We start from the raw sequence: 18,789 nt of genomic DNA on the forward strand, positions 1-18,789 counted from the left end.
TTAAACGCACCCTTTTATGAACCCTTCGAATATGTTAGCGGCGTCCGTGTCCCCGGCCCCCATAAATTCCGGATGCCACTGAACCGCCTGTATGTATCTTTTATCCGGCGCATAGACGCCTTCAACCAGCCCGTCTTCTGCAGCCGCCATGACCCTAAGACCCGGGGCCAGGGCCTTGATTCCCTGATGGTGATAACTGTTAACCCCAAGCTTTGTCCTGCCAAGGATCCGGTGCAGGGGCGTATCCCGGAGAATGTCCACCTGATGGCATACCCGGTCATAGGGCGCGCGCATATGATGGTCAACCATCCCTGTACTTGGGTCCCGGGCAGGCGCATATTGGGAGGGAAGGTCCTGATACAGCGTGCCGCCCAGGAACACATTCAGGACCTGAAGCCCCCGGCAGATGCCGAATACCGCCTTGTCCTTCTCCCAGGCCATGTCAAATATCCGCTTCTCCAGTTCATCCCTGGCATGGTTTATCCGGCCGCAGAGTGCGTCCGGCTCCTCCCCATACAGGTGCGGATCCACATCCTGCCCCCCTGTAAACAGGAACCCGGCACAGATATCATTGATCTGTTCCAAATCCTCTCCTTCGCACCAGAGCGGGACCATGAGAGGGATTCCTCCTGCCCTGCGTATTCCTTCCATATATCCCGGCACCATCCAGATGCTGTCCTTTTCCTCATCAAACAGAGGCATTACCCCGATTACTGGTTTCATACATATGCCCTCGCTTTCCGTCAGCTGTGCGCAGGAGCGTGTCCCCGCGCTGTTTTATGACACTATATCACAATTTACCATAAAATGGTAGACTGAATAAGTGATGCACCAGTTCCCTGTTGGTCCTGTCATTGACCGGGCCATCCCCGGCCCCATCCTCTTTAGTCTCCGTTCCTTCAGGGTTTTCCCCGCACACATCCACTCCGATGATGGGCCTGCAGGAAACAGCCGCATCCAGACAGGCCAGCACTTCCCAAAGGCCGGCGCGGCCCTGGTCCCAGTTGGTCCTGGCATAATCCGGCCCCAGCACGTCCTTGTCCACGGAAATATAAAGGGGAAGGCCGGAATCCCCCAGCCGTTCCCGCCAGCCATCCCCGTCCCCGACAAGTTCTTCCGGCACGCACGTAACCCGTCCCCCATATTCCCCTGCTTTAATCCCATCCGCAGCATCTGCCGGAGGGCCTGCCAGCCACACATGCCGGATTGCAGGATTACTGTTAAGGGCGTCCTTAATCCAACTGCCGCAGGATAGGATATCCCCGAACATGGGGGGCTGCATGTCCGTATGATGGTCCAGCACCAGCAGCTCAAACTCCTCCTCTATCTTCTCCAGCCATATCTTGCTTACATAATGGTAGTTCCCGGAATCCAGGAAATGGATTCCCTCTGGCCCCAATTCCCTGATTGCTTCCCTGATTGCATTTTCCCCTTCCTCATCGCAGTAACAGTTGGTGCCCTTAATATCCTTACAGTCCACCCACACATGTCCATGATTTTTATAGAACCCCTCTGCTTCATACACGCCGGAAAAATTCATAATAACCAGAATCCTGCTGTCCTTCATATCAAATCCCATCCCATGTAAATCTTTTTATAATAATAGTAATTATTATTGATTTTATGCAATTTATATGCTACAATACGTTTATAATACATATTATCAAAGGAATGTGGTAAAATCAAACTATAGCGGATGGAATAAGGAATCTGCATTCCATTGAGAACAGGAGGGTTACATTTTATGGATTCAAAAGCATTTTTCAAACTAAATTACGGCGTCTATATCGTATCCAGCAGCGCGGACGGAAAGGACGGCGGCTGTGTCATCAACACCATGTCCCAGGTCACTTCCTCACCGGCAAGGCTTTCCATTGCGCTGAACAAAAACAATCATACATTAAAACTGATTGAGACATCCGGCACATTTTCCGGGGTGGTCTTATCAGACAACGTGGACATGGACCTGATTAAGAGGTTCGGTTTCCAGAGCGGCAGGGATGTAAACAAGTATGACGGCCTGCCCCAGGGACGGGACGGCCTTCATAACCCATATCCCACCCAGGGTGTCTGCGCCCGTTTTGCATGCCGGATCATCTCCACACTGGATGTGGGGACCCATGTGATTGTCATCGGCCAGGTAGAGGAAGCAGAAGTCATGGATGAAAAGACGCCCGGCCTCACCTATTCCGACTATCATGTAAAGAAAAACGGTTCCACGCCTCCAAACGCGCCTTCCTACCAGGAAAATGCCGGCAGGACCGTGGGGTACCGCTGCACTGTCTGCGGTTATATCCTGGAATCCGATACCCTGCCCGATGATTTCATCTGTCCGGTGTGCGGCAAGGATGCCAGCTACTTTGTTAAGATTTAACCCATGAATGAACACATACCTTTCCCATCCCGTGTCCGGCATTTAAAATGGCCGGACACCTTTTATATGTCCCTACCTGCCGGATTCCGAAGAATCCCTTCCCCGGTTCTCCTCCCTGTCATTGGTCACATTGCCGTCGCCGCTGACAGGAATCGCATCCCCAAGATAGGTGGGCTTGGGCATCACGATGGTATAGAGCATGTCCTTTGGACGGGCCAGCAGTTCCCGCAGGTCCCGCATCTTCTGGCCGCCGTAGGTCCTGGGGTCCGAGGCCACGCCGTAGGCCTCCATGCCCATGGCCCGGGCCACGTACAGGGCGCGGTACATATGGTAGCGCTGGGTCACAATCACAATCTTCTTCACCTGGAAAATGTCCCTGGCCCGGTACATGCTCTCATAGGTGGAGAAGCCTGCATGGTCCATGAAAATGTTCTCAGAGGGCACCCCCCTGTCAATGGCAAACTGTTTCATCAGGTTCACCTCGTCGTAGTTCACCCTGCCATGGTCGCCGCTCATAAGGAGCCGGTCGGACACATCCTCCTTATATAGGCTGACACCCTGTACCAGACGGTCATTCAGCATACCTGAGGGACTGCCGTCCGGCCGTACGCCGCAGCCCAGCACCATGATGCAGTCCACGTCCTGAAAAGCCTCAGCCTCCTCGGCGGAAACAATGTATTTTTCCTCTTTTCTGATAATATATAGGTTTACCAGAAACAGGACCAGGCATCCTGCCAGCGCCAAAACCAGAAAAACCCTGACTGCTTTTCCCACAATCTTCTTTTTCTTCATACCGCAAGCCTCCTTATGAGCCGTCATGTCAGTTTACCAGTTCCTCTTCTTAATATGGACAAAGCCGCACTTCCCGTGCATGACTACAGGAAAATGCGGCTTTATGGATCTGTCAGTTTATGCCTTATTTAACAGCGATTGCTTCGATTTCACACAGCACGCCCTTTGGAAGGGTCTTAACTGCAACACAGCTTCTGGCTGGCTTGGAAGTGAAATACTTGGCATACACTTCGTTAAATGCGGCAAAGTCACCCATATCTGCCAGGAAGCAGGTGGTCTTAAATACCTTGTCATAGCCGCTGCCTGCTGCTTCCAGGATAGCGCCCACATTCTTGCAGCTCTGCTCGGCCTGTGCTGCGATTCCTTCCGGAACATTGCCGTCTGCTGGATTTACAGGAATCTGTCCGGATGTATATACTACCCCGTTCACTTCAAATCCCTGGGAATATGGTCCGATTGCGCCTGGTGCTTTTTCTGTACTGATTACGTTCATTTTAAATCCTCCTTCAGTTTAGGGGAAATGCCCGTACTTTCATATATTCCCCATATTATTATTTTTCATTCTCCGCGATTACGCGAACCCCAAAGACATTATATCCAATTATTGAAAATGTTGCAATAGATAATACCCATATCTGGACCGGGTATGGAATTTTATACAAGATGTTGGAGCAGGTATTCCTTTGTATTGCGCGCCGGCTCCTCAAGGACCATCTCCAAAAGCCGCGCCAGGGTCAGCCCAACCTCCCTGCCGGGTCTTATGCCTGCTTTTATGATATCATTGCCCCCCACTGCCAGGGTCTTCAGGCTGATGCAGTCCCCGGCCCGCCGGATTTCATCCACAAGCAATGCCGTATGCGCCAAGTCCTGCCTGGCCCCGGCCTCTGAAAGACACATCCGGAATTCAAGCAGGTCATCGAACAGATCCGGTTCCATCCGGCTCATGGCAATGCGGATGGAATACTTATCCGGCCCCAGCCCATAGTCCTGCCATGATATCAGCGTCCTTACCCGGTTGATTGTATCATTGTCCAGTTTTAAATCCTTTAGGATCTTCACTGCCTCATCCGGCATACACTTCCTTAAAAATGCAGCCCAGCGCATATGCCTGACAGGCGGGACCTGCGCCGGTATGGACGGTATGCCAAAGAATGGTTTCCAACCGGCACGTTCCTGCTTCTGCCCGTCTTCCAGGCCCCCGCCGTCCTTCCGGCAATACACCTGATGGAAGGTTTCCGATACGTAAGGGCTGATACCGGTCTCATACACCATGCTGATATGCCCCGGATGAGGGCTTAACAGCAGCTTGGTCAGTTCTGCCTGGATGCGCTCCTTGCTCACATGCACCATATTAGGCGCAATGGCCCGGATGGCCCCATACGTGCGCCCTTCAATGGTAAATCCCAGCTGGGCTGAAAACCGGATTGCCCTCAGTATCCTCAGGGCATCCTCGCTGAACCGGTCCATGGGTTCTCCCACACAGCGTATGATTCCCCTGCCCAGATCTTCCATACCGCCAAATTCATCCACCAGACCAGTGTTTCCATTATAAGCCATGGCATTGACGGTAAAATCGCGGCGTTTCAGGTCTTCCGTCAGGCTGGGGGTGAAGGTCACGCTGTCCGGGTGGCGTCCATCTGCATATTCCCCGTCAATCCGGTAGGTGGTCACTTCATACCCCTCATCCCCCATCATGACCGTCACCGTGCCGTGCTGGATTCCCGTATCAACGGTACGGCGGAATACCTGCTTGACCTGTTCCGGCAGGGCGCTGGTGGTGATATCCCAATCTCCCGGCTCCCGCCCGAGGATCATATCCCTGACACAGCCTCCGACCAAATATGCCTCGTAACCATTCTCATTCAGTTTTGTCAGAATCTCCTCTGCGGGAGCGGGAATCTTGATTTCCATTGTGTGAATGCATCCTCTTTCCGGTTTATAGTACTACGGATAAAGCCCTAAGCTTTCCATGTGCTCTATTTTAACAGCTTTTTGCTGCATTTTCCAGCCCCAGTTCCCTGCTCTTTCCGTAATACTGCATGCGCACCTCCTCCGGCACCAGGCTGCCCCCGGTGGCCCAGGCAATATGGGTGGCGTTCCCCATGCTCCGGTCCAGGTGAAAATGCTCCAGGAACGCCCTGCCCTCCGGTGAGGAACACAGCCTTGCAGGCCCTGCAAAGGAAGCGCAGGAACTTGGCTCGATAAAAATCCCTTCCTCATCCATCAGGTCCCCCATAAAGCGGTAAAGGTTATCGTCTTCAATGGTAAATTCCCCTGCCAGCATCCGTGCCACTGTCTTTCCCACAAACTTGGACGGGCGTCCGACCGCCAGGCCGTCTGCGGCGGTCAGGCCGGAAAGGCCGATATCCTGCACACAGATATCATTATGAAGCCCGGTCATCACTCCCAGCAGCATGCAGGGCGCCTGGACCGGTTCCTGGAAAAAGCAGTACACAGAATCGCCAAATACCTGTTTTAAGCCAAATGCCACGCCTCCGGGCGCGCCTCCCACGCCGCAGGGGATATGGACAAACAGAGGGTGTTCCTGATCCACGGCCACACCAGCCTGCCCAAGCTGTGCCTTCAGGCGTTTGGCTGCCACGGAATATCCCAGGAACAGGTTGACCGAATTCTCATCATCCACAAAATAGCTCATGGGGTCTTCCTCTGCCAGCTTCCTTCCCTTTTTCACCGCCTCGCTGTAGTCAGAGGCATATTCCATCACACGGACGCCTTTCTGGCGCAGCAGGTCCTTTTTCCACTGCTTTGCATCCATGGACATATGTACCGTCACGTCATATCCAAGGGCGGCGCTGATGATGCCGATGGATAATCCCAGGTTGCCGGTGGACCCCACATGGATGGAGTGTTTCCCAAAGAACTCCCTGAATTGGGGAAGGGAAAATTTTTCATAGTTGTCATCCAGCGTAATCATGCCATGTTCCAGCGCCAGGTCCTCTGAATGCTTTAATATCTCATAGATGCCGCCCCGCGCCTTGACGGAACCGGCCACTGCCAGATTGCTGTCCATCTTAAGCATGAGCCTCCCCTCAAGCCCTGCGCCCCACTTGCGGTTGAGACAGTCCTTCATCCTGTCAACCGTGCGCAGGGGCGACTCAATCAGGCCGCCGGCTGCTTCTGTTTCCGGGAACATTTTCCTGATAAACGGCGCAAAGCGCGCCCATCTGTTTTCAGCGTCATCTATATCATCCATGGAAAGGCTTACGCCTTCCATGGCTGTTTTCAAGTCCGAGAGGCCGGGATTCATCCATACAACCTCTTTGCCAGCTTCCATTTCTTTTATTAAAGGATATGCTTCCTTTAACTCCTGCACATGCTCCATCATGTCAATACTCCGTCCTTTCCGTATACAGGACCGCCCCGCGGAAGGGTATACCGCAGGGCCGGGCCTTTTCATTCTTTTTAATCTCCCATTATGTCCTTTACATATATCATCGTATATTCAAGCAGTTCCTCCTGCCATGAAACCTTGTCATATCCATGGGTGGCCTCCGGGACCACATGGCGCACGGAGCCGGGAACGGTTTCTTCATACCTTCCTGAATTATACACCGGCACATCCTTGTCCCCATCGCCCTGTATCAGCCTAAGCGGCTTCTGAAAATCCCTGATGGCTGCTAAGGGGTCAATCTCCGGCGCATCCAGTCCCACAAAGAACTCATGGGGAACCAGGTCTCCCATGAAATCCACGTCATTTCCCCGAAGCCCCTCTTCAAAAATCTCCTGGCCCAGCAGATGGCGGAAATTACCGTAGGGCTCGCTGCACGGGCTCCACAAAAGGATTCCTTCCAGGGGCACCTCATGGCACAGGACCGATGTGACAATGGCCCCCATGCTGTAGCCCAGAATCATGAACTTCTCCGGTTTCAGCTGTCCTTCAATCCAGTGAAGGACCACCTTTGTATCTTCAATCTCCCCGTAAATGGTTGTATAATGGCTGTCGCCCTCGCTGTCCCCTGCCCCCACACAGTCAAAACGGCAGATGGTATATCCCTGCTGCTGGAGCCTGTGGCTTGCAGCCACCATGATGCGGTGGGGGGTTATTTTATTCCCAAAAAATCCATGTTTGTAGAGTATTACCTTTTTCCCGCGCACAGACGGGTCAGCGTATTCCAGCAGGCAGACCATGTCCTTTCCCCTGCTCTTTAATGTAAATGCCTCAATCATGTTCCGCTTCCTCCTTTATCCCTCTGTCAGTCCTTTGGCTCTTCCTTTACCGGCTCACCATTCTCCCCTTCGTAAATGCGGCCCCAGCCCACAAGGATGGCAAACAGCATCACAAACCACAGGATACATGGATAGAAGCAGGTGAACAGGAACGCGTTGGGTGACAGCACCTCCACAAAATCATAGGTGGTTGACAATGTCTTCATGATACCTAACAATAACAGTACGCTTCCGCCAAAGGGCATGCACGCATTAAAGGAGTCGCATGCCACTGCCAGGAAATTGGCCCTGCGGTATGGGTGGAGCTTGGCTTTCTGTCCAACCGCGTTAACCAGCGGTGACGCGCAGATGTTTGGAATGGTGTTGATTGCACTGATCAGCACGGAGAACACGCTGCTGAACAGGAAGATAAGCAGTTCCGCCCCCTTGGTGGTCTTAATGTTCCGGCTGAGACGTTCAACCAGTTCTTCCATATAGCCGCTGGTAATCAGGAGGGAACCCATGGATACCACCACCATCAGAAGGATACATACGCTTAACATTCCGGCCACGCCGTCCGGCAGCGCGCCCATGGCTGTTCCGTTCTCAATGCGGAACAGGTCGGCAAATCCAAACAGCCCGCCCCCAATGCCTACAATGACAGCAATGATGATGCCCACCGGAAGGGTTACGAACAGGTTGTTTCCCATAACTGCCATCCCGATGACAATCACCGTGGGAATCAGCATGAGAAGGCCTGCCGGATTCTGGTTCTCGGCAAGAAGGGTTGCCGCCACACTGGTATCCAGTCCCTGTCCGCTCTTAGCGCCGCCGAAGATGGCATACAGTATGATGGATATGATAAATGTTACTACCACGTACTTGGAGCGGTCCTTTACAGCGCCTCCGATTTCAGCGCTGCCCTGCTTTTTCCTGTAGGTCTGTCCAGTGGTGGATACGATGGTTGTGTCGGACACAGGCGCTATGTTATCCCCGAATATAGCGCCTGAGATAATGGCGCCGCCAAGGACAGCCGGATTGCATCCCATCAGGATACCTACCGGATACAGGATATAACTCATGGCTGCCACGGTACCAAAGGCAGCGCCTGTTGCCAGGGCAAAGGTGGCTGAAAACAGGAAGGTGGCCACACAGAAGCCTGCGCCTGATAAATGCAGCTTAACACTAAGCCAGACAAGGCCTTCTACCAGATGGCCTGACTTTAAGACGGATCCATAGATACCGACCACCAGCCAGATAAGGACTGCCGTCATTGCCATCTTATCCCCCAGGCCCTCCAGCACAATATCCCAGTACCTGGGTTTGTCCTTTACAATAAGCATCCCCACGATCAGTCCGATTACGCCGGAGGCAATCATCATGTTCAGATCTGCCGCATTGATGAATGATAACCCGATTGTAATTACAATGAATACAACAAAGGGTACCAGCGACATCCCATTGCCTCCGTAAAACTCCAACTTCTTTTCCTTTTCCATACCTGTTTGCTCCTTTCGCTTTCGTTTAACACTTGTTAATTACAGCTTAACTATATATTAATACATACTTTACAAAAAGTAAATACCGTTTAGCTATTTTTTTACTTTTATAGCATATTTTTAACTATATTGTGTGTATTAGCCACAAAAAAGCTGTGGTCGTCGTTAACCACAGCTTTACATCGTTCCATATAGTCCTATATTGCTAAAAACTGGGGGGAGTGATTGCAAATATGACCTGCACAACGGTTCCTCCCTGGTTCATCCACTGGTGTGCTGTCTGGGGCGGGATACGGATACTGTCCCCTTCTTCCAGCTGGTAGGATATGCCTGCAACATTAATGCCCACACTTCCCCTGACAACGTAGGCCACTTCCTCCCCCACATGCTCCTGGGGATTCCTGCCCGAAGTCAGGCCCGGCGGTATGGACATCATGCAGAATTCAATACTGCCGCGCACATCCGGGGTCAGCAGCGTATAAGCCAAGTCAGCGTCCGGGTGCCCGATGGTCTTATTCTCCCCCCGTCTCACAATCATCTGCACCTGGGGTTCATCATCCTTAAAAAACTTGAACATGGGCACATCCAGGGCCTGTGCAATGGCCTTTAACGTCCCGATGGACGGATTCACCAGATCCCGTTCAATCTGGCTTAACATGGATGCCGTAAGCCCGGCTCTTTTTGCCAGTTCCCGCAGGCTCATCCCGCTTTTGTTCCGGAAATCCTGGACTTTTTTCCCTAAATTTATGTCCTCCATATAGTAAACAACTCCCTGATATTTTCTTCTCAACCGTAGGTATGGGATAATCATATCATATATCTGAACGGGCTGCCATGTTTTTTCCTGAAAACAGGTATTTCCCGGGAGTCAGGACAGGTCCGCGGCGGTTTTATACCATATACCCGCCCTTCATGGGTGACACCGCATGTTCTGAGAAAATCTTAAGCACTCCCTTTTTATACTTTGCCTCCCTAGGTTTCCACGCCTTCCTGCGCTCTGCCAGAATCCGCTCCACTTCCCCTGCCGGAAGTTCCCTGCCCTTTACGCCAATGATTTCCAGGACCCGGCCCGGTATGTCAATCCGGATCAGGTCGTCTTCCTCCACCAGCGCAATGGGGCCTCCCTCTGCAGCCTCCGGTGAGACATGCCCGATTGCCGGACCCTTGGAAGCGCCGGAAAAACGGCCGTCCGTAATCAGGGCAATGCTCTTGCCCAGTTCAGGGTCAGATGAGATGGCTTCCGTTGTGTAGAACATTTCCGGCATGCCGGAGCCCTTTGGCCCCTCATAGCGGATGAACACCGCATCCCCGGGCTGTATCTTCCTGGATATGACGGCTTCAATCGCATCCTCCTCGCAGTCAAATGGTTTTGCCTTCAGGATTGCCCTGAACATCTCCTTTGGAACAGCGGAGTGCTTTACCACGGAACCTTCCGGCGCCAGGTTGCCCCTTAAGATGCCCACGGTCCCGTCTGTTCCGATTGGTTCCTCAAATGTACGGATTACATCGGTCCTCTTAAGCCCCCACTTTTCCAGATACCCTCCGCACTTGTCATAGAATCCATTGGACTTAAGCTCCTCCAGGTTCTCGCCCAGGGTCCTGCCTGTCACGGTCATCACATCCAGATGGAGCATGGACTTGATTTCCTCCATGACGGCAGGGACCCCGCCCGCATAATAGAAGAACTGTGCAGGCCACTTGCCCGCGGGGCGGATGTCCAGAAGATAATGGGCGCCCCTGTGCATACGGTCAAAGGTATCCCCGTCAATCTCAAATCCCATCTCGTGGGCAATGGCCGGTATGTGCAGCAGTGAATTGGTGGAGCCGGAGATAGCGGCATGGACCATAATGGCATTCTCAAATGATTTCATGGTAACAATGTCGCTGACCTTAATCCCCTTCCTTGCCAGTTCCATGACCTGAAGCCCGGCCTTATAAGCCACCTCCTTTAAATCCCCGCATGCAGCCGGCATCAGCGCGGAACCTGGAAGCATAAGCCCCAGGGATTCAGCCATGACCTGCATGGTGGAAGCGGTTCCCATAAAGGAACAGGAGCCGCAGGACGGACATGCATTGTGCTTATAATAGGTAAGCTTTTCTTCTGTAATCTCCCCTCTTTGGCACATGGCGGAATATGCGCCGATCTGCTCCAGGGTCAGAAGGTCCGGGCCCGCGTCCATCACGCCTCCGGTCACCACGATGGAGGGCATGTCAAGCCTTGCCAGCCCCATCAGACAGGCAGGCACGGATTTATCGCAGCTGGCAATGAAAATGCCGCCGTCAAATCCCGTTGAATTGCCGTGGATCTCAATCATATTGGCAATCATGTCCCGGTGGGCAAGGGAATAATTGATTCCGTCATGGCCCTGGGCAATGCCGTCGCAGATATCCGTTGTAAAATACCGCGCGCCTTTTCCTCCCGCGTCCGCAATCCCCCTTAATGCCTCATTGACAAACAGGTCCAGATGGGCGCTTCCCGGGTGGCTGTCCCCAAAGGTGCTTTCCACCATGATCTGCGGCTTGTCAAGATCCTCCACGGTCCATCCCATGCCAATCTTTAACGGGTCGTTCTCCGGCGCCAGGCCCCTCACCCTCTGACTGTTTAGTTCCATCATACAATACCTCCTAATCGTCTTATCAACTATTACCATTAAACATCTGACTACTTTTGATATTACTATATCATTTATCAAAAATTTTATCAATACATCATATGTATTTTTCTGCTTTTACCATAAAATAATTTCTTATAGTATAAAAAGAGAACCCCATAATGCCTTATAGGGTCCTCTTTCCATTCCTTCTATGATTATCTCTATTGTTTATGTTCCATTATCTATATCATTTACAAAAAACAGTCCATCTGCCGCCTTTTAATACGCGCGTCCCCAGTAAACCATCTTCTTAGCCGGTTTTTTGCAGCAGATACATGTATCAGACAGGTTCTCCTGTTCAAAAGGCATGCACCTGGATGTGGCGCCTGTTTCCTCTTTAATCTTATCCTCGCACTCCTGGCATCCGCACCACATTGCCTTTACAAACCCTGGCTTATTGTTAATGGTGTCCACAAATCCATCCCAATCAACCGCTTCATAGGTGTGGGAATCCCTGTGGGCCCTGGCCTTGTCATACATAGCCTTCTGTATGGTATCAAGCATCTCAGAAACCTTTGTCTCCAGTTCATCCAGGGAAATGAAGGATTTCTCATGGGTATCGCGGCGTACCAGGACAGCCTGGTTCTTCTCCATGTCCTTTGGCCCGATTTCCACGCGCAGGGGGATACCGCGCATCTCACAGTCGGCAAACTTCCAGCCCGGACTCTTCTCAGAATCATCTGTCCTGACAGAGAAGCCTGCCTTCTTAAGACGGTCTTCCAGCTGGAATGCCTTGTCAAGCACGCCTTCCTTCTGCTGCTGCACAGGTACGATCATAACCTGTACGGGCGCAATCCTTGGGGGAAGGACCAGACCGTTATCATCGCCATGAACCATGATCAGGGCGCCGATCATACGTGTGGTCATGCCCCAGGAGGTCTGGTGCACATACTTAAGGGTATTATCCTTATCCGTGAACTGGATATCAAACGCCTTTGCAAAACCATCCCCAAAGTTATGGCTGGTCCCGGACTGAAGGGCCTTGCCGTCATGCATCAGGGACTCAATGGTATAGGTCGCCTCTGCGCCCGCGAATTTCTCCTTGTCCGTCTTCTGGCCCTTGATGACAGGGATTGCCAGCACTTCCTCACAGAAATCTGCATATACATTCAGCATCTGGATGGTTCTTGCCTCGGCTTCCTCGGCCGTTGCATGGGCTGTATGGCCTTCCTGCCACAAAAACTCCCTGGAACGCAGGAAGGGACGGGTTGTTTTCTCCCAGCGCACAACCGAACACCACTGGTTGTATACCCTTGGCAGATCGCGGTAGGAATGGATATCCTTTGAATAGAAGTCACAGAACAATGTCTCTGAGGTAGGTCTGACACACATGCGCTCCTGTAATGGCTCCAGACCTCCATGTGTCACCCATGCAACCTCAGGCGCAAACCCTTCCACATGGTCCTTTTCCTTTTCTAACAGGCTCTCCGGTATGAAGATAGGCATGTATACGTTCTGGACCCCTGTCTCCTTAAACCTTCTGTCCAGCTCGTTCTGGATGTTTTCCCAGATTGCATATCCTGCGGGCTTGATTACCATACACCCTTTTACGCTGGCGTAGTCGCACAGCTCGGCCTTCTTCACCACATCCGTATACCACTGGGCAAAATCCACGTCCATGGATGTGATGGCCTCTACCATCTTCTTGTTATCTGCCATGACTCATTCTCCTTTTCTGATTCTCTCTGTATCCCTTAGTTTTACTGAGGCAGCCGCCAGGGATGGCAGGATTGGATTTTCAAACACGCCAAAATCCGGCTTATCCGCCTCCTCATTACGCAAAAAGAGCCATCCAATCCCATACGTTATATCTACGCAAGGGACCGAATGACTCGGCGGTACCACCCAAGTTAGCTTCCAGAATCCCTATGGCTCACCTGCGTCACATGGCGCTGTAATTCTATGGATCCGTAATTCTATGGACCTGTCATTACATGGCGCGGCATCGTCTGCCCGCAGCGCATATGCCTGTACTGATTCATCCTGCTCTCTCATTATCCGTTAACGCCGGATATACGTTGCATTCATCATACAAAGCTCCAGGGCTGGTTGGGCGTGTGCCGGCGTAAGGACCTTCCACCGTGAGTCCTCTCTCTGTAACGCGCATCAGGCTTACTATTCCCCTTCATCGCTGTCTGTCATCTGTTCATATAACATCATGGCCGGGCCTGTCATGGAATCCAGGCAGGTCCTGGAATGATTCTTTTACGTATTGTTGATTTTACGCCAGAATCATGACTTTGTCAATGCTTAATCGTGAGTTTCCCTGGTCCACACCTCCACCAGGTCCTCAATCAGCAGCAGCCCCAGCGGCCCAAGGATGAATCCGAAAAACCCAAACAGCTCCAGCCCCACATACACGCTGGCCAGGGTTTCCAGGGGGGACAGGCCCACCTGTCCCCCCATCATGCGCACCTCCAGTATCTGGCGCACAAAATAACAGACCAGGTAAAGGCCGGTCAGGATGACTGCCTGTTTCCAGTCCCCTGTCAGCAGTTCCAGAAGGGCCCACGGAATCAGCACCGTGCCTGTGCCGAATATGGGAAGGGCGTCCAGGATGCCTATGCCGATACCTGCCATGATATAGTAGGGATTGCCAATCATGAACATGCCGCCAATACACAGCCCGGTGGTGATGAACAGGATGATGCCCTGGCTTCTGAACCAGGCCTTTCCTGTCTGGACCAGGCGTCCGCCAATGAGGTTGAATTCCTTCCTGAAGGTTGACTGGTCCCGCCTCATCCTCAGGTCCTCCATTTCCTGCAGGCTCAGTATGGCTGCCAGGAACACCACCAGGCTGACAATGGCCCATTTTGCCAGGCATGCGATGATGGTCAGTGAATTTGTCATAAGGAACGGCATGGCAGCTGCCTTTCCCGTATCCACCAGTTTATAAAGCATTTCCCCGGCCAGGTCCGCCACACAGTCATATCTCAGGCCAAAGGCAGTCTCCATACGGTGGCAGCTTCCGGTCAGCCATATATCAAAACGGTCAATCCATGACGGAAGGTGCAGCATCAGCATTTTCCCTTCCGCGCACAGCTTGACGGCCCCCATGTATAGTCCCGCCCCAAGAACGGATATAAGTATCAAAAACTCAGCGCCCCCAATGACCCCGATGGGCATATGGTATGTCTTTCCCTTTACACGGATCCGCATCCTGTAAGCCAGGAACCGCGCCGAGGGACGCAGGAGGAGGGCGAATACATAGCCCGCTAAAAAAGGAGCCACGAGGGGCAGCAGGTATCTAAACCCAGCATACACCGCTCCCGTGGTTCCTGTTATGATTAATAATTTCTTCAGTTTCTTACCCGGCTTTTCCATGGACTCACCTGTTTCTGATTCGTACTTCCTTTGTACCCTCTTAGTATGAGCCGATGGTTGGAAAATATACCAGATGATTATTCTCAAAATCTGGCTGATTATTTTACATTAATTTCCATCACTTTTCGTTATTTTTAATCATTTCCTTTATCATGTTCCTGTTAAATGTCATATGCATCATCATGGCGGACTTGGCGCCCATGGGGTCCTTTTCCTCTATGGCGTCCGTCACGGCCCTGTGGGTCATGATGGTTTCCTCTGTCAGCCTTCTGTGGGTCACATTCACAAACATCATGACCGCCGTGTCAATCAGGGGCACCAGCTGTTCCACTACCTTGTTGCCGGAGCATCTGGCAACCCCGGTATGGAAGGCAATATCCTCTTCAATATAATTCTCGCCGTTCTCTATCTTATCTTCAATTATGCCGCAAAGCTGGCGGAGCCGCTTCACATCCTCACTGGTGGCATGGAGGGCCGCCATTTCGGCAATCCCCGGTTCCAGTATCATACGGACATTCACCAGGTCCAGGGCCAGGGCCATCTTGTCCTCCACCGCCCCCAGCCCCAGGGGATCCATGTCCACAGGGGTGGTGCTTACCACATAGGTCCCCGACCCCCTGCGCACCTCCAGGATTCCCCTGGAAACCAGAAGCTTTACCGCTTCCCTGACCGTGCTCCTGCCCACCCCGAACTTTTCTCCCAGCTCGAATTCATTGGGCAGCCGGTCCCCTAAGGCAACCGGTGTTTTTAATATATACTGGAATATCTGTTCCTGAACCTGCTCTGCAAGCAGTTTTCCCTTTAAGTTTATTGCATCGTCCATATCCTTACCCCCGAGGCGCAGTATCTGCTACTTCCTGAATTTTCTGTGATAATTGTATCAAAAAATGCAGCTATACACAAGTGGGGCAGGCATTTCAAGAAATTCTTCCTATTTGCCCTATACCGATGTATAATAAACATAAACTGCCACATTAACCGCCAATGCTTTTTAACCATTGCGTGTAGGAACAAGGAGAAACAGCCATGACTGCTGATAATCTAATCAACCTGCTGGATGCGCTGACCGAAACCAGCATTTATGTGATAGAAGAAGATTCCCACTGCCTCCTATATTTTAATAAGCGCTGCCAGGAAAGCGGCCGTCCAAGCCCGGAGATTGGCAGCCCCTGCCACCAGGTATGGCCTGAACACTGCGACAACTGCCCGTTAACCGCATTGGGCCATGGCCAATCCAGCCATATCCTCTCCTATGACCCGCTCCTTCAGACAACGGTAGATGTCACTGCCAACCGTATTACCTGGGATGGACATATACCCGCGGTCGTCATAACCGTCACGCCGCACCGGATGAGCTTAAAGGAAGAACAGGGGCTTCAGAGGTTCAGCAGGATATATGCCCAGAGCCTTGTAACTGTTTTTGGGGAATGTATTATTGCCAACCTGACCGCGGACTATTATGTCAACTGCCAGAAGGACGCAATGTGGACCGATATTCCGGAACATGGTAATTTTGACACAGAAAACCGCAGATATTCCAGGCAGGTCCTGCACCCGGATGACCTGGAGCAGTTTGAACAGTATTTTACCCGCGAAGCCATGCTGCGCATATTTGGGACCGGGAAAAAACACATTACAAAACGTCTTCGCCGCCTGGTAAAGGACGGCACCTATCACATGGTGGAGTTTACCGCTGCGCGGGTGGAGCCGCGGTCAGAACCAGGCTGCTGGTGCGTCCTGGTTTACCGCGATATGCAGGACGAGTACATGCTGGAACAGCGGCGCAATGTGGAAATCAGCCAGCTGGCCACAGCGGCCCGCACAGCCTATCAGATGCTGATTGCGGTCAACCTTACCCGCAACACTTATGATATGCTGGAATATAACCGCTATCCTGTGAGTAAACCGGGGGAATCCGGCTATTTTACTGATTTGATAGCGGCTGAGTATGAAACAGTGCATCCTGATTATCAGAAGGAATTCATAAGCAAATTCTCCCGCCAGGCTTTGATAGACGCATATACGGGCGGCCAGAACATCGTTTCCATGAAAATACCCCACAAAGGCACGGACGGCCTCTACCACTGGAGCCATACCGAGGTGGTCCGTGTAGAAAGCCCTGATACGGACGACCTGATTGAAATCACCTTGTCCCGCAGCATTGATGAGGACCGCAGGATACAGGAGGCTGCCATTGAAAAGGAACGCCAGGCCAAACAGCTGCTTGAGGAAGCGCTGCTGAAGGCGGAAAATGCCAACCAGGCCAAGAATGATTTCCTTTCCAAAATGAGCCATGACATCCGGACGCCCCTAAACGCAATCATCGGACTGACCCATCTGGCCCGGCTGCATACAGGAGAAGAAGACCGGCTGAAGGACTATCTTGAGAAGATTTCCAGTGCCGGCACACATCTTCTAAGCCTGATTAATGAAGTCCTGGATGTGAGTAAGATAGAAAGCGGTACCATGAAGCTGGAAGAAACCGAATTCAACCTGAACCAACTGCTGGAGGACGTGGTTGGGATGGTGCGCATTTCCCTTGACCAGAGGCGCCAGTCCCTGTCCGTCCATATAGAGGAGGGCCTTCATCCCCAGGTCATAGGCGATGAGCGGCGGCTGAAGCAGATACTGGTCAATATCCTGGACAATGCCTCCAAGTACACGCCGGATTACGGCAAGGTTTCCATAGGGCTGAATGAACTTAACAAAATGACCCAGACCATGGGCGCCTACCGCTTTACGATTGAAGATACCGGAATCGGCATGAAGCCGGAATATATAAAGCACATTTTCGAACCCTTCAGCCGGGCGGACGACAGCCGGACCAGCAAGACCGTGGGAACCGGACTTGGCATGACCATTGTCAAAAACCTGGTGGCCATGATGGGCGGTGATATACAGATAGAAAGCGAATATGGAAAGGGCACCCGCTTCCTCATCACACTCACATTGAACAAATGCGGCGCCCCTCCTGCCCTGCCCGGGAAAAAGGACCCGCTACCTGAAACATTTCCCGGACTGCGGATCCTGATGGCAGAGGACAACGAAATCAACCGGCAGATAGCCGTGGAAATGCTGGGTCTTTTGGGCGCTGAGGTGGAAACCGCTGAAAACGGCCGGGCGGCAGTGGACGCGGTCCTCTCCCATCCGCCCTTATACTATGATATGGTTTTCATGGACATACAGATGCCGGTAATGAACGGCTATGACGCGGCCCAGGCAATCCGCAGCAGCCATATGGACCGCATCCAAGAACTGCCCATCATTGCCATGACAGCCGACGCCTTTGCCGAGGACGCCAAACGGGCCCGGCTGTCCGGAATGGACGGACATCTTGCCAAACCGGTTTCCATGAATCAGCTCAAGGATGCGCTATCCAGCTGCCTTCTCTGGAAAAAGAAGAACCGGTCCATGGAAGCTGATGGTGATGGGCGCCAGGGATAATGGATGCAGGGGATGATGGGGCCGGGGATGATGGGGGCAGTACAAAAGGCGGCTTTGGCAATGGTTTGTATGATTGCCGGGGCCGCTCTTTAAGGTTATATTTATAGGTTTGTTCTTTTTATGGATGTATATTGTATGTATACTGTCTTTCATGTCAGACCTCCATATTATGATTGCAATCAGGACCTGCCGTTATAAAATATTTGTGTGTAAAGAGAATACCAATCTCAGCAGGAAGGCTCTTTATTTGCAGATACAAGGGCTTTTATTTTCCGTTATAAAGTCCTCAACCGTCCTATTTTCTTCCTGGTTCCTCTTTTCCTCATATAGGTCTATATGGTTCAATATGGTTCAGTTCATCCAACCATTCCTTTAAGCATTGGATTTCAAGTCTTAAGCGATTACTTTGATATTTCCCGACTATGATGTTGATTTATTGGCGTTCTTTGGGTGTTGCTCAATAGCACACTGTTTGATTTCTTAGTCTATTCTTGCCTAGTACCTTGACATAGTTAAAAAGCATTTATACTAATTG

The 18,789-nt window shown here is 51.8% G+C and carries 15 protein-coding genes; 2 read left to right on the forward strand and 13 right to left on the reverse strand.

Going from position 1 to position 18,789, the window contains the following annotated elements; genetic code table 11:
• Both DWX59_RS27345 and DWX59_RS27350 read right to left on the reverse strand, forming a co-directional pair.
• The gene (locus DWX59_RS27345; protein WP_117563309.1) at window positions 1-723 is read right to left on the reverse strand and encodes a gamma-glutamyl-gamma-aminobutyrate hydrolase family protein; all 723 of its coding nucleotides are present in this window, start codon (window positions 721-723) and stop codon (window positions 1-3) included.
• Between the two features lie 67 nt (window positions 724-790).
• Complete coding sequence (locus tag DWX59_RS27350) at window positions 791-1,567, reverse strand: arginase family protein (protein ID WP_117563324.1); 777 nt, start codon at window positions 1,565-1,567, stop codon at window positions 791-793.
• Window positions 1,568-1,744: 177 nt separating this feature from the next.
• Here DWX59_RS27350 and DWX59_RS27355 point away from each other — a divergent pair, with 177 nt between their 5' ends.
• Window positions 1,745-2,374: a flavin reductase family protein gene (locus tag DWX59_RS27355; protein ID WP_117563310.1), complete on the forward strand. Its 630-nt coding sequence runs from the start codon at window positions 1,745-1,747 to the stop codon at window positions 2,372-2,374.
• Window positions 2,375-2,446: 72 nt separating this feature from the next.
• On the opposite strand, the gene DWX59_RS27360 is transcribed toward DWX59_RS27355, so the two are convergent.
• The 11 genes from DWX59_RS27360 to DWX59_RS27410 form a co-directional block, all read right to left on the reverse strand.
• Window positions 2,447-3,166, reverse strand: coding sequence for a SanA/YdcF family protein (locus DWX59_RS27360; RefSeq protein WP_117563311.1), 720 nt, complete (start codon window positions 3,164-3,166; stop codon window positions 2,447-2,449).
• 124 nt (window positions 3,167-3,290) lie between these two features.
• Window positions 3,291-3,659: a RidA family protein gene (locus tag DWX59_RS27365; protein WP_117563312.1), complete on the reverse strand. Its 369-nt coding sequence runs from the start codon at window positions 3,657-3,659 to the stop codon at window positions 3,291-3,293.
• 161 nt (window positions 3,660-3,820) lie between these two features.
• Complete coding sequence (locus DWX59_RS27370) at window positions 3,821-5,077, reverse strand: CCA tRNA nucleotidyltransferase (RefSeq protein WP_117563313.1); 1,257 nt, start codon at window positions 5,075-5,077, stop codon at window positions 3,821-3,823.
• Between the two features lie 70 nt (window positions 5,078-5,147).
• Window positions 5,148-6,512 (reverse strand): D-serine ammonia-lyase, encoded by a 1,365-nt coding sequence (locus tag DWX59_RS27375; RefSeq protein WP_117563325.1) that lies wholly within the window; start codon window positions 6,510-6,512, stop codon window positions 5,148-5,150.
• A 77-nt stretch (window positions 6,513-6,589) separates the two neighbouring features.
• Entirely contained in the window at window positions 6,590-7,354 is a 765-nt protein-coding gene (locus DWX59_RS27380) for an alpha/beta fold hydrolase (protein ID WP_117563314.1), read from the reverse strand.
• A 26-nt stretch (window positions 7,355-7,380) separates the two neighbouring features.
• Entirely contained in the window at window positions 7,381-8,832 is a 1,452-nt protein-coding gene (locus DWX59_RS27385) for a Na+/H+ antiporter NhaC family protein (protein ID WP_117563315.1), read from the reverse strand.
• 205 nt (window positions 8,833-9,037) lie between these two features.
• Window positions 9,038-9,589, reverse strand: a complete 552-nt coding sequence (locus DWX59_RS27390; RefSeq protein ID WP_117563316.1) for a helix-turn-helix domain-containing protein — start codon at window positions 9,587-9,589, stop codon at window positions 9,038-9,040.
• Between the two features lie 133 nt (window positions 9,590-9,722).
• Window positions 9,723-11,444: a dihydroxy-acid dehydratase gene (gene ilvD / locus DWX59_RS27395; RefSeq protein ID WP_117563326.1), complete on the reverse strand. Its 1,722-nt coding sequence runs from the start codon at window positions 11,442-11,444 to the stop codon at window positions 9,723-9,725.
• Window positions 11,445-11,705: 261 nt separating this feature from the next.
• Window positions 11,706-13,145, reverse strand: coding sequence for a proline--tRNA ligase (gene proS / locus DWX59_RS27400; RefSeq protein ID WP_117563317.1), 1,440 nt, complete (start codon window positions 13,143-13,145; stop codon window positions 11,706-11,708).
• Window positions 13,146-13,736: 591 nt separating this feature from the next.
• Complete coding sequence (locus DWX59_RS27405; RefSeq protein WP_117563318.1) at window positions 13,737-14,810, reverse strand: AI-2E family transporter; 1,074 nt, start codon at window positions 14,808-14,810, stop codon at window positions 13,737-13,739.
• A gap of 118 nt (window positions 14,811-14,928) precedes the next feature.
• The gene (locus DWX59_RS27410) at window positions 14,929-15,633 is read right to left on the reverse strand and encodes a FadR/GntR family transcriptional regulator (RefSeq protein WP_117563319.1); all 705 of its coding nucleotides are present in this window, start codon (window positions 15,631-15,633) and stop codon (window positions 14,929-14,931) included.
• Between the two features lie 203 nt (window positions 15,634-15,836).
• On the opposite strand from DWX59_RS27410, the gene DWX59_RS27415 reads away from it, so the two are divergent.
• The gene (locus tag DWX59_RS27415) at window positions 15,837-18,254 is read left to right on the forward strand and encodes an ATP-binding protein (protein ID WP_117563320.1); all 2,418 of its coding nucleotides are present in this window, start codon (window positions 15,837-15,839) and stop codon (window positions 18,252-18,254) included.
• Window positions 18,255-18,789 lie beyond the last annotated feature (535 nt).

Source organism: Enterocloster aldenensis (genome assembly GCF_003434055.1).
GTDB classification, from domain to species: domain Bacteria; phylum Bacillota; class Clostridia; order Lachnospirales; family Lachnospiraceae; genus Enterocloster; species Enterocloster aldenensis.

What these genes read in the sequence shown, in the direction of transcription:
- DWX59_RS27355 (WP_117563310.1), top strand. Translation starts at nt 1,745, where the DNA reads ATGGATTCAAAAGCATTTTTCAAACTAAATTACGGCGTCTATATCGTA.
- DWX59_RS27410 (WP_117563319.1), bottom strand. Translation starts at nt 15,633, where the DNA reads ATGGACGATGCAATAAACTTAAAGGGAAAACTGCTTGCAGAGCAGGTT.
- DWX59_RS27390 (WP_117563316.1), bottom strand. Translation starts at nt 9,589, where the DNA reads ATGGAGGACATAAATTTAGGGAAAAAAGTCCAGGATTTCCGGAACAAA.
- DWX59_RS27370 (WP_117563313.1), bottom strand. Translation starts at nt 5,077, where the DNA reads ATGGAAATCAAGATTCCCGCTCCCGCAGAGGAGATTCTGACAAAACTG.
- DWX59_RS27350 (WP_117563324.1), bottom strand. Translation starts at nt 1,567, where the DNA reads ATGAAGGACAGCAGGATTCTGGTTATTATGAATTTTTCCGGCGTGTAT.
- DWX59_RS27405 (WP_117563318.1), bottom strand. Translation starts at nt 14,810, where the DNA reads ATGGAAAAGCCGGGTAAGAAACTGAAGAAATTATTAATCATAACAGGA.
- proS (WP_117563317.1), bottom strand. Translation starts at nt 13,145, where the DNA reads ATGGCAGATAACAAGAAGATGGTAGAGGCCATCACATCCATGGACGTG.
- ilvD (WP_117563326.1), bottom strand. Translation starts at nt 11,444, where the DNA reads ATGGAACTAAACAGTCAGAGGGTGAGGGGCCTGGCGCCGGAGAACGAC.
- DWX59_RS27375 (WP_117563325.1), bottom strand. Translation starts at nt 6,512, where the DNA reads ATGATGGAGCATGTGCAGGAGTTAAAGGAAGCATATCCTTTAATAAAA.
- DWX59_RS27345 (WP_117563309.1), bottom strand. Translation starts at nt 723, where the DNA reads ATGAAACCAGTAATCGGGGTAATGCCTCTGTTTGATGAGGAAAAGGAC.
- DWX59_RS27385 (WP_117563315.1), bottom strand. Translation starts at nt 8,832, where the DNA reads ATGGAAAAGGAAAAGAAGTTGGAGTTTTACGGAGGCAATGGGATGTCG.
- DWX59_RS27380 (WP_117563314.1), bottom strand. Translation starts at nt 7,354, where the DNA reads ATGATTGAGGCATTTACATTAAAGAGCAGGGGAAAGGACATGGTCTGC.
- DWX59_RS27365 (WP_117563312.1), bottom strand. Translation starts at nt 3,659, where the DNA reads ATGAACGTAATCAGTACAGAAAAAGCACCAGGCGCAATCGGACCATAT.
- DWX59_RS27415 (WP_117563320.1), top strand. Translation starts at nt 15,837, where the DNA reads ATGACTGCTGATAATCTAATCAACCTGCTGGATGCGCTGACCGAAACC.
- DWX59_RS27360 (WP_117563311.1), bottom strand. Translation starts at nt 3,166, where the DNA reads ATGAAGAAAAAGAAGATTGTGGGAAAAGCAGTCAGGGTTTTTCTGGTT.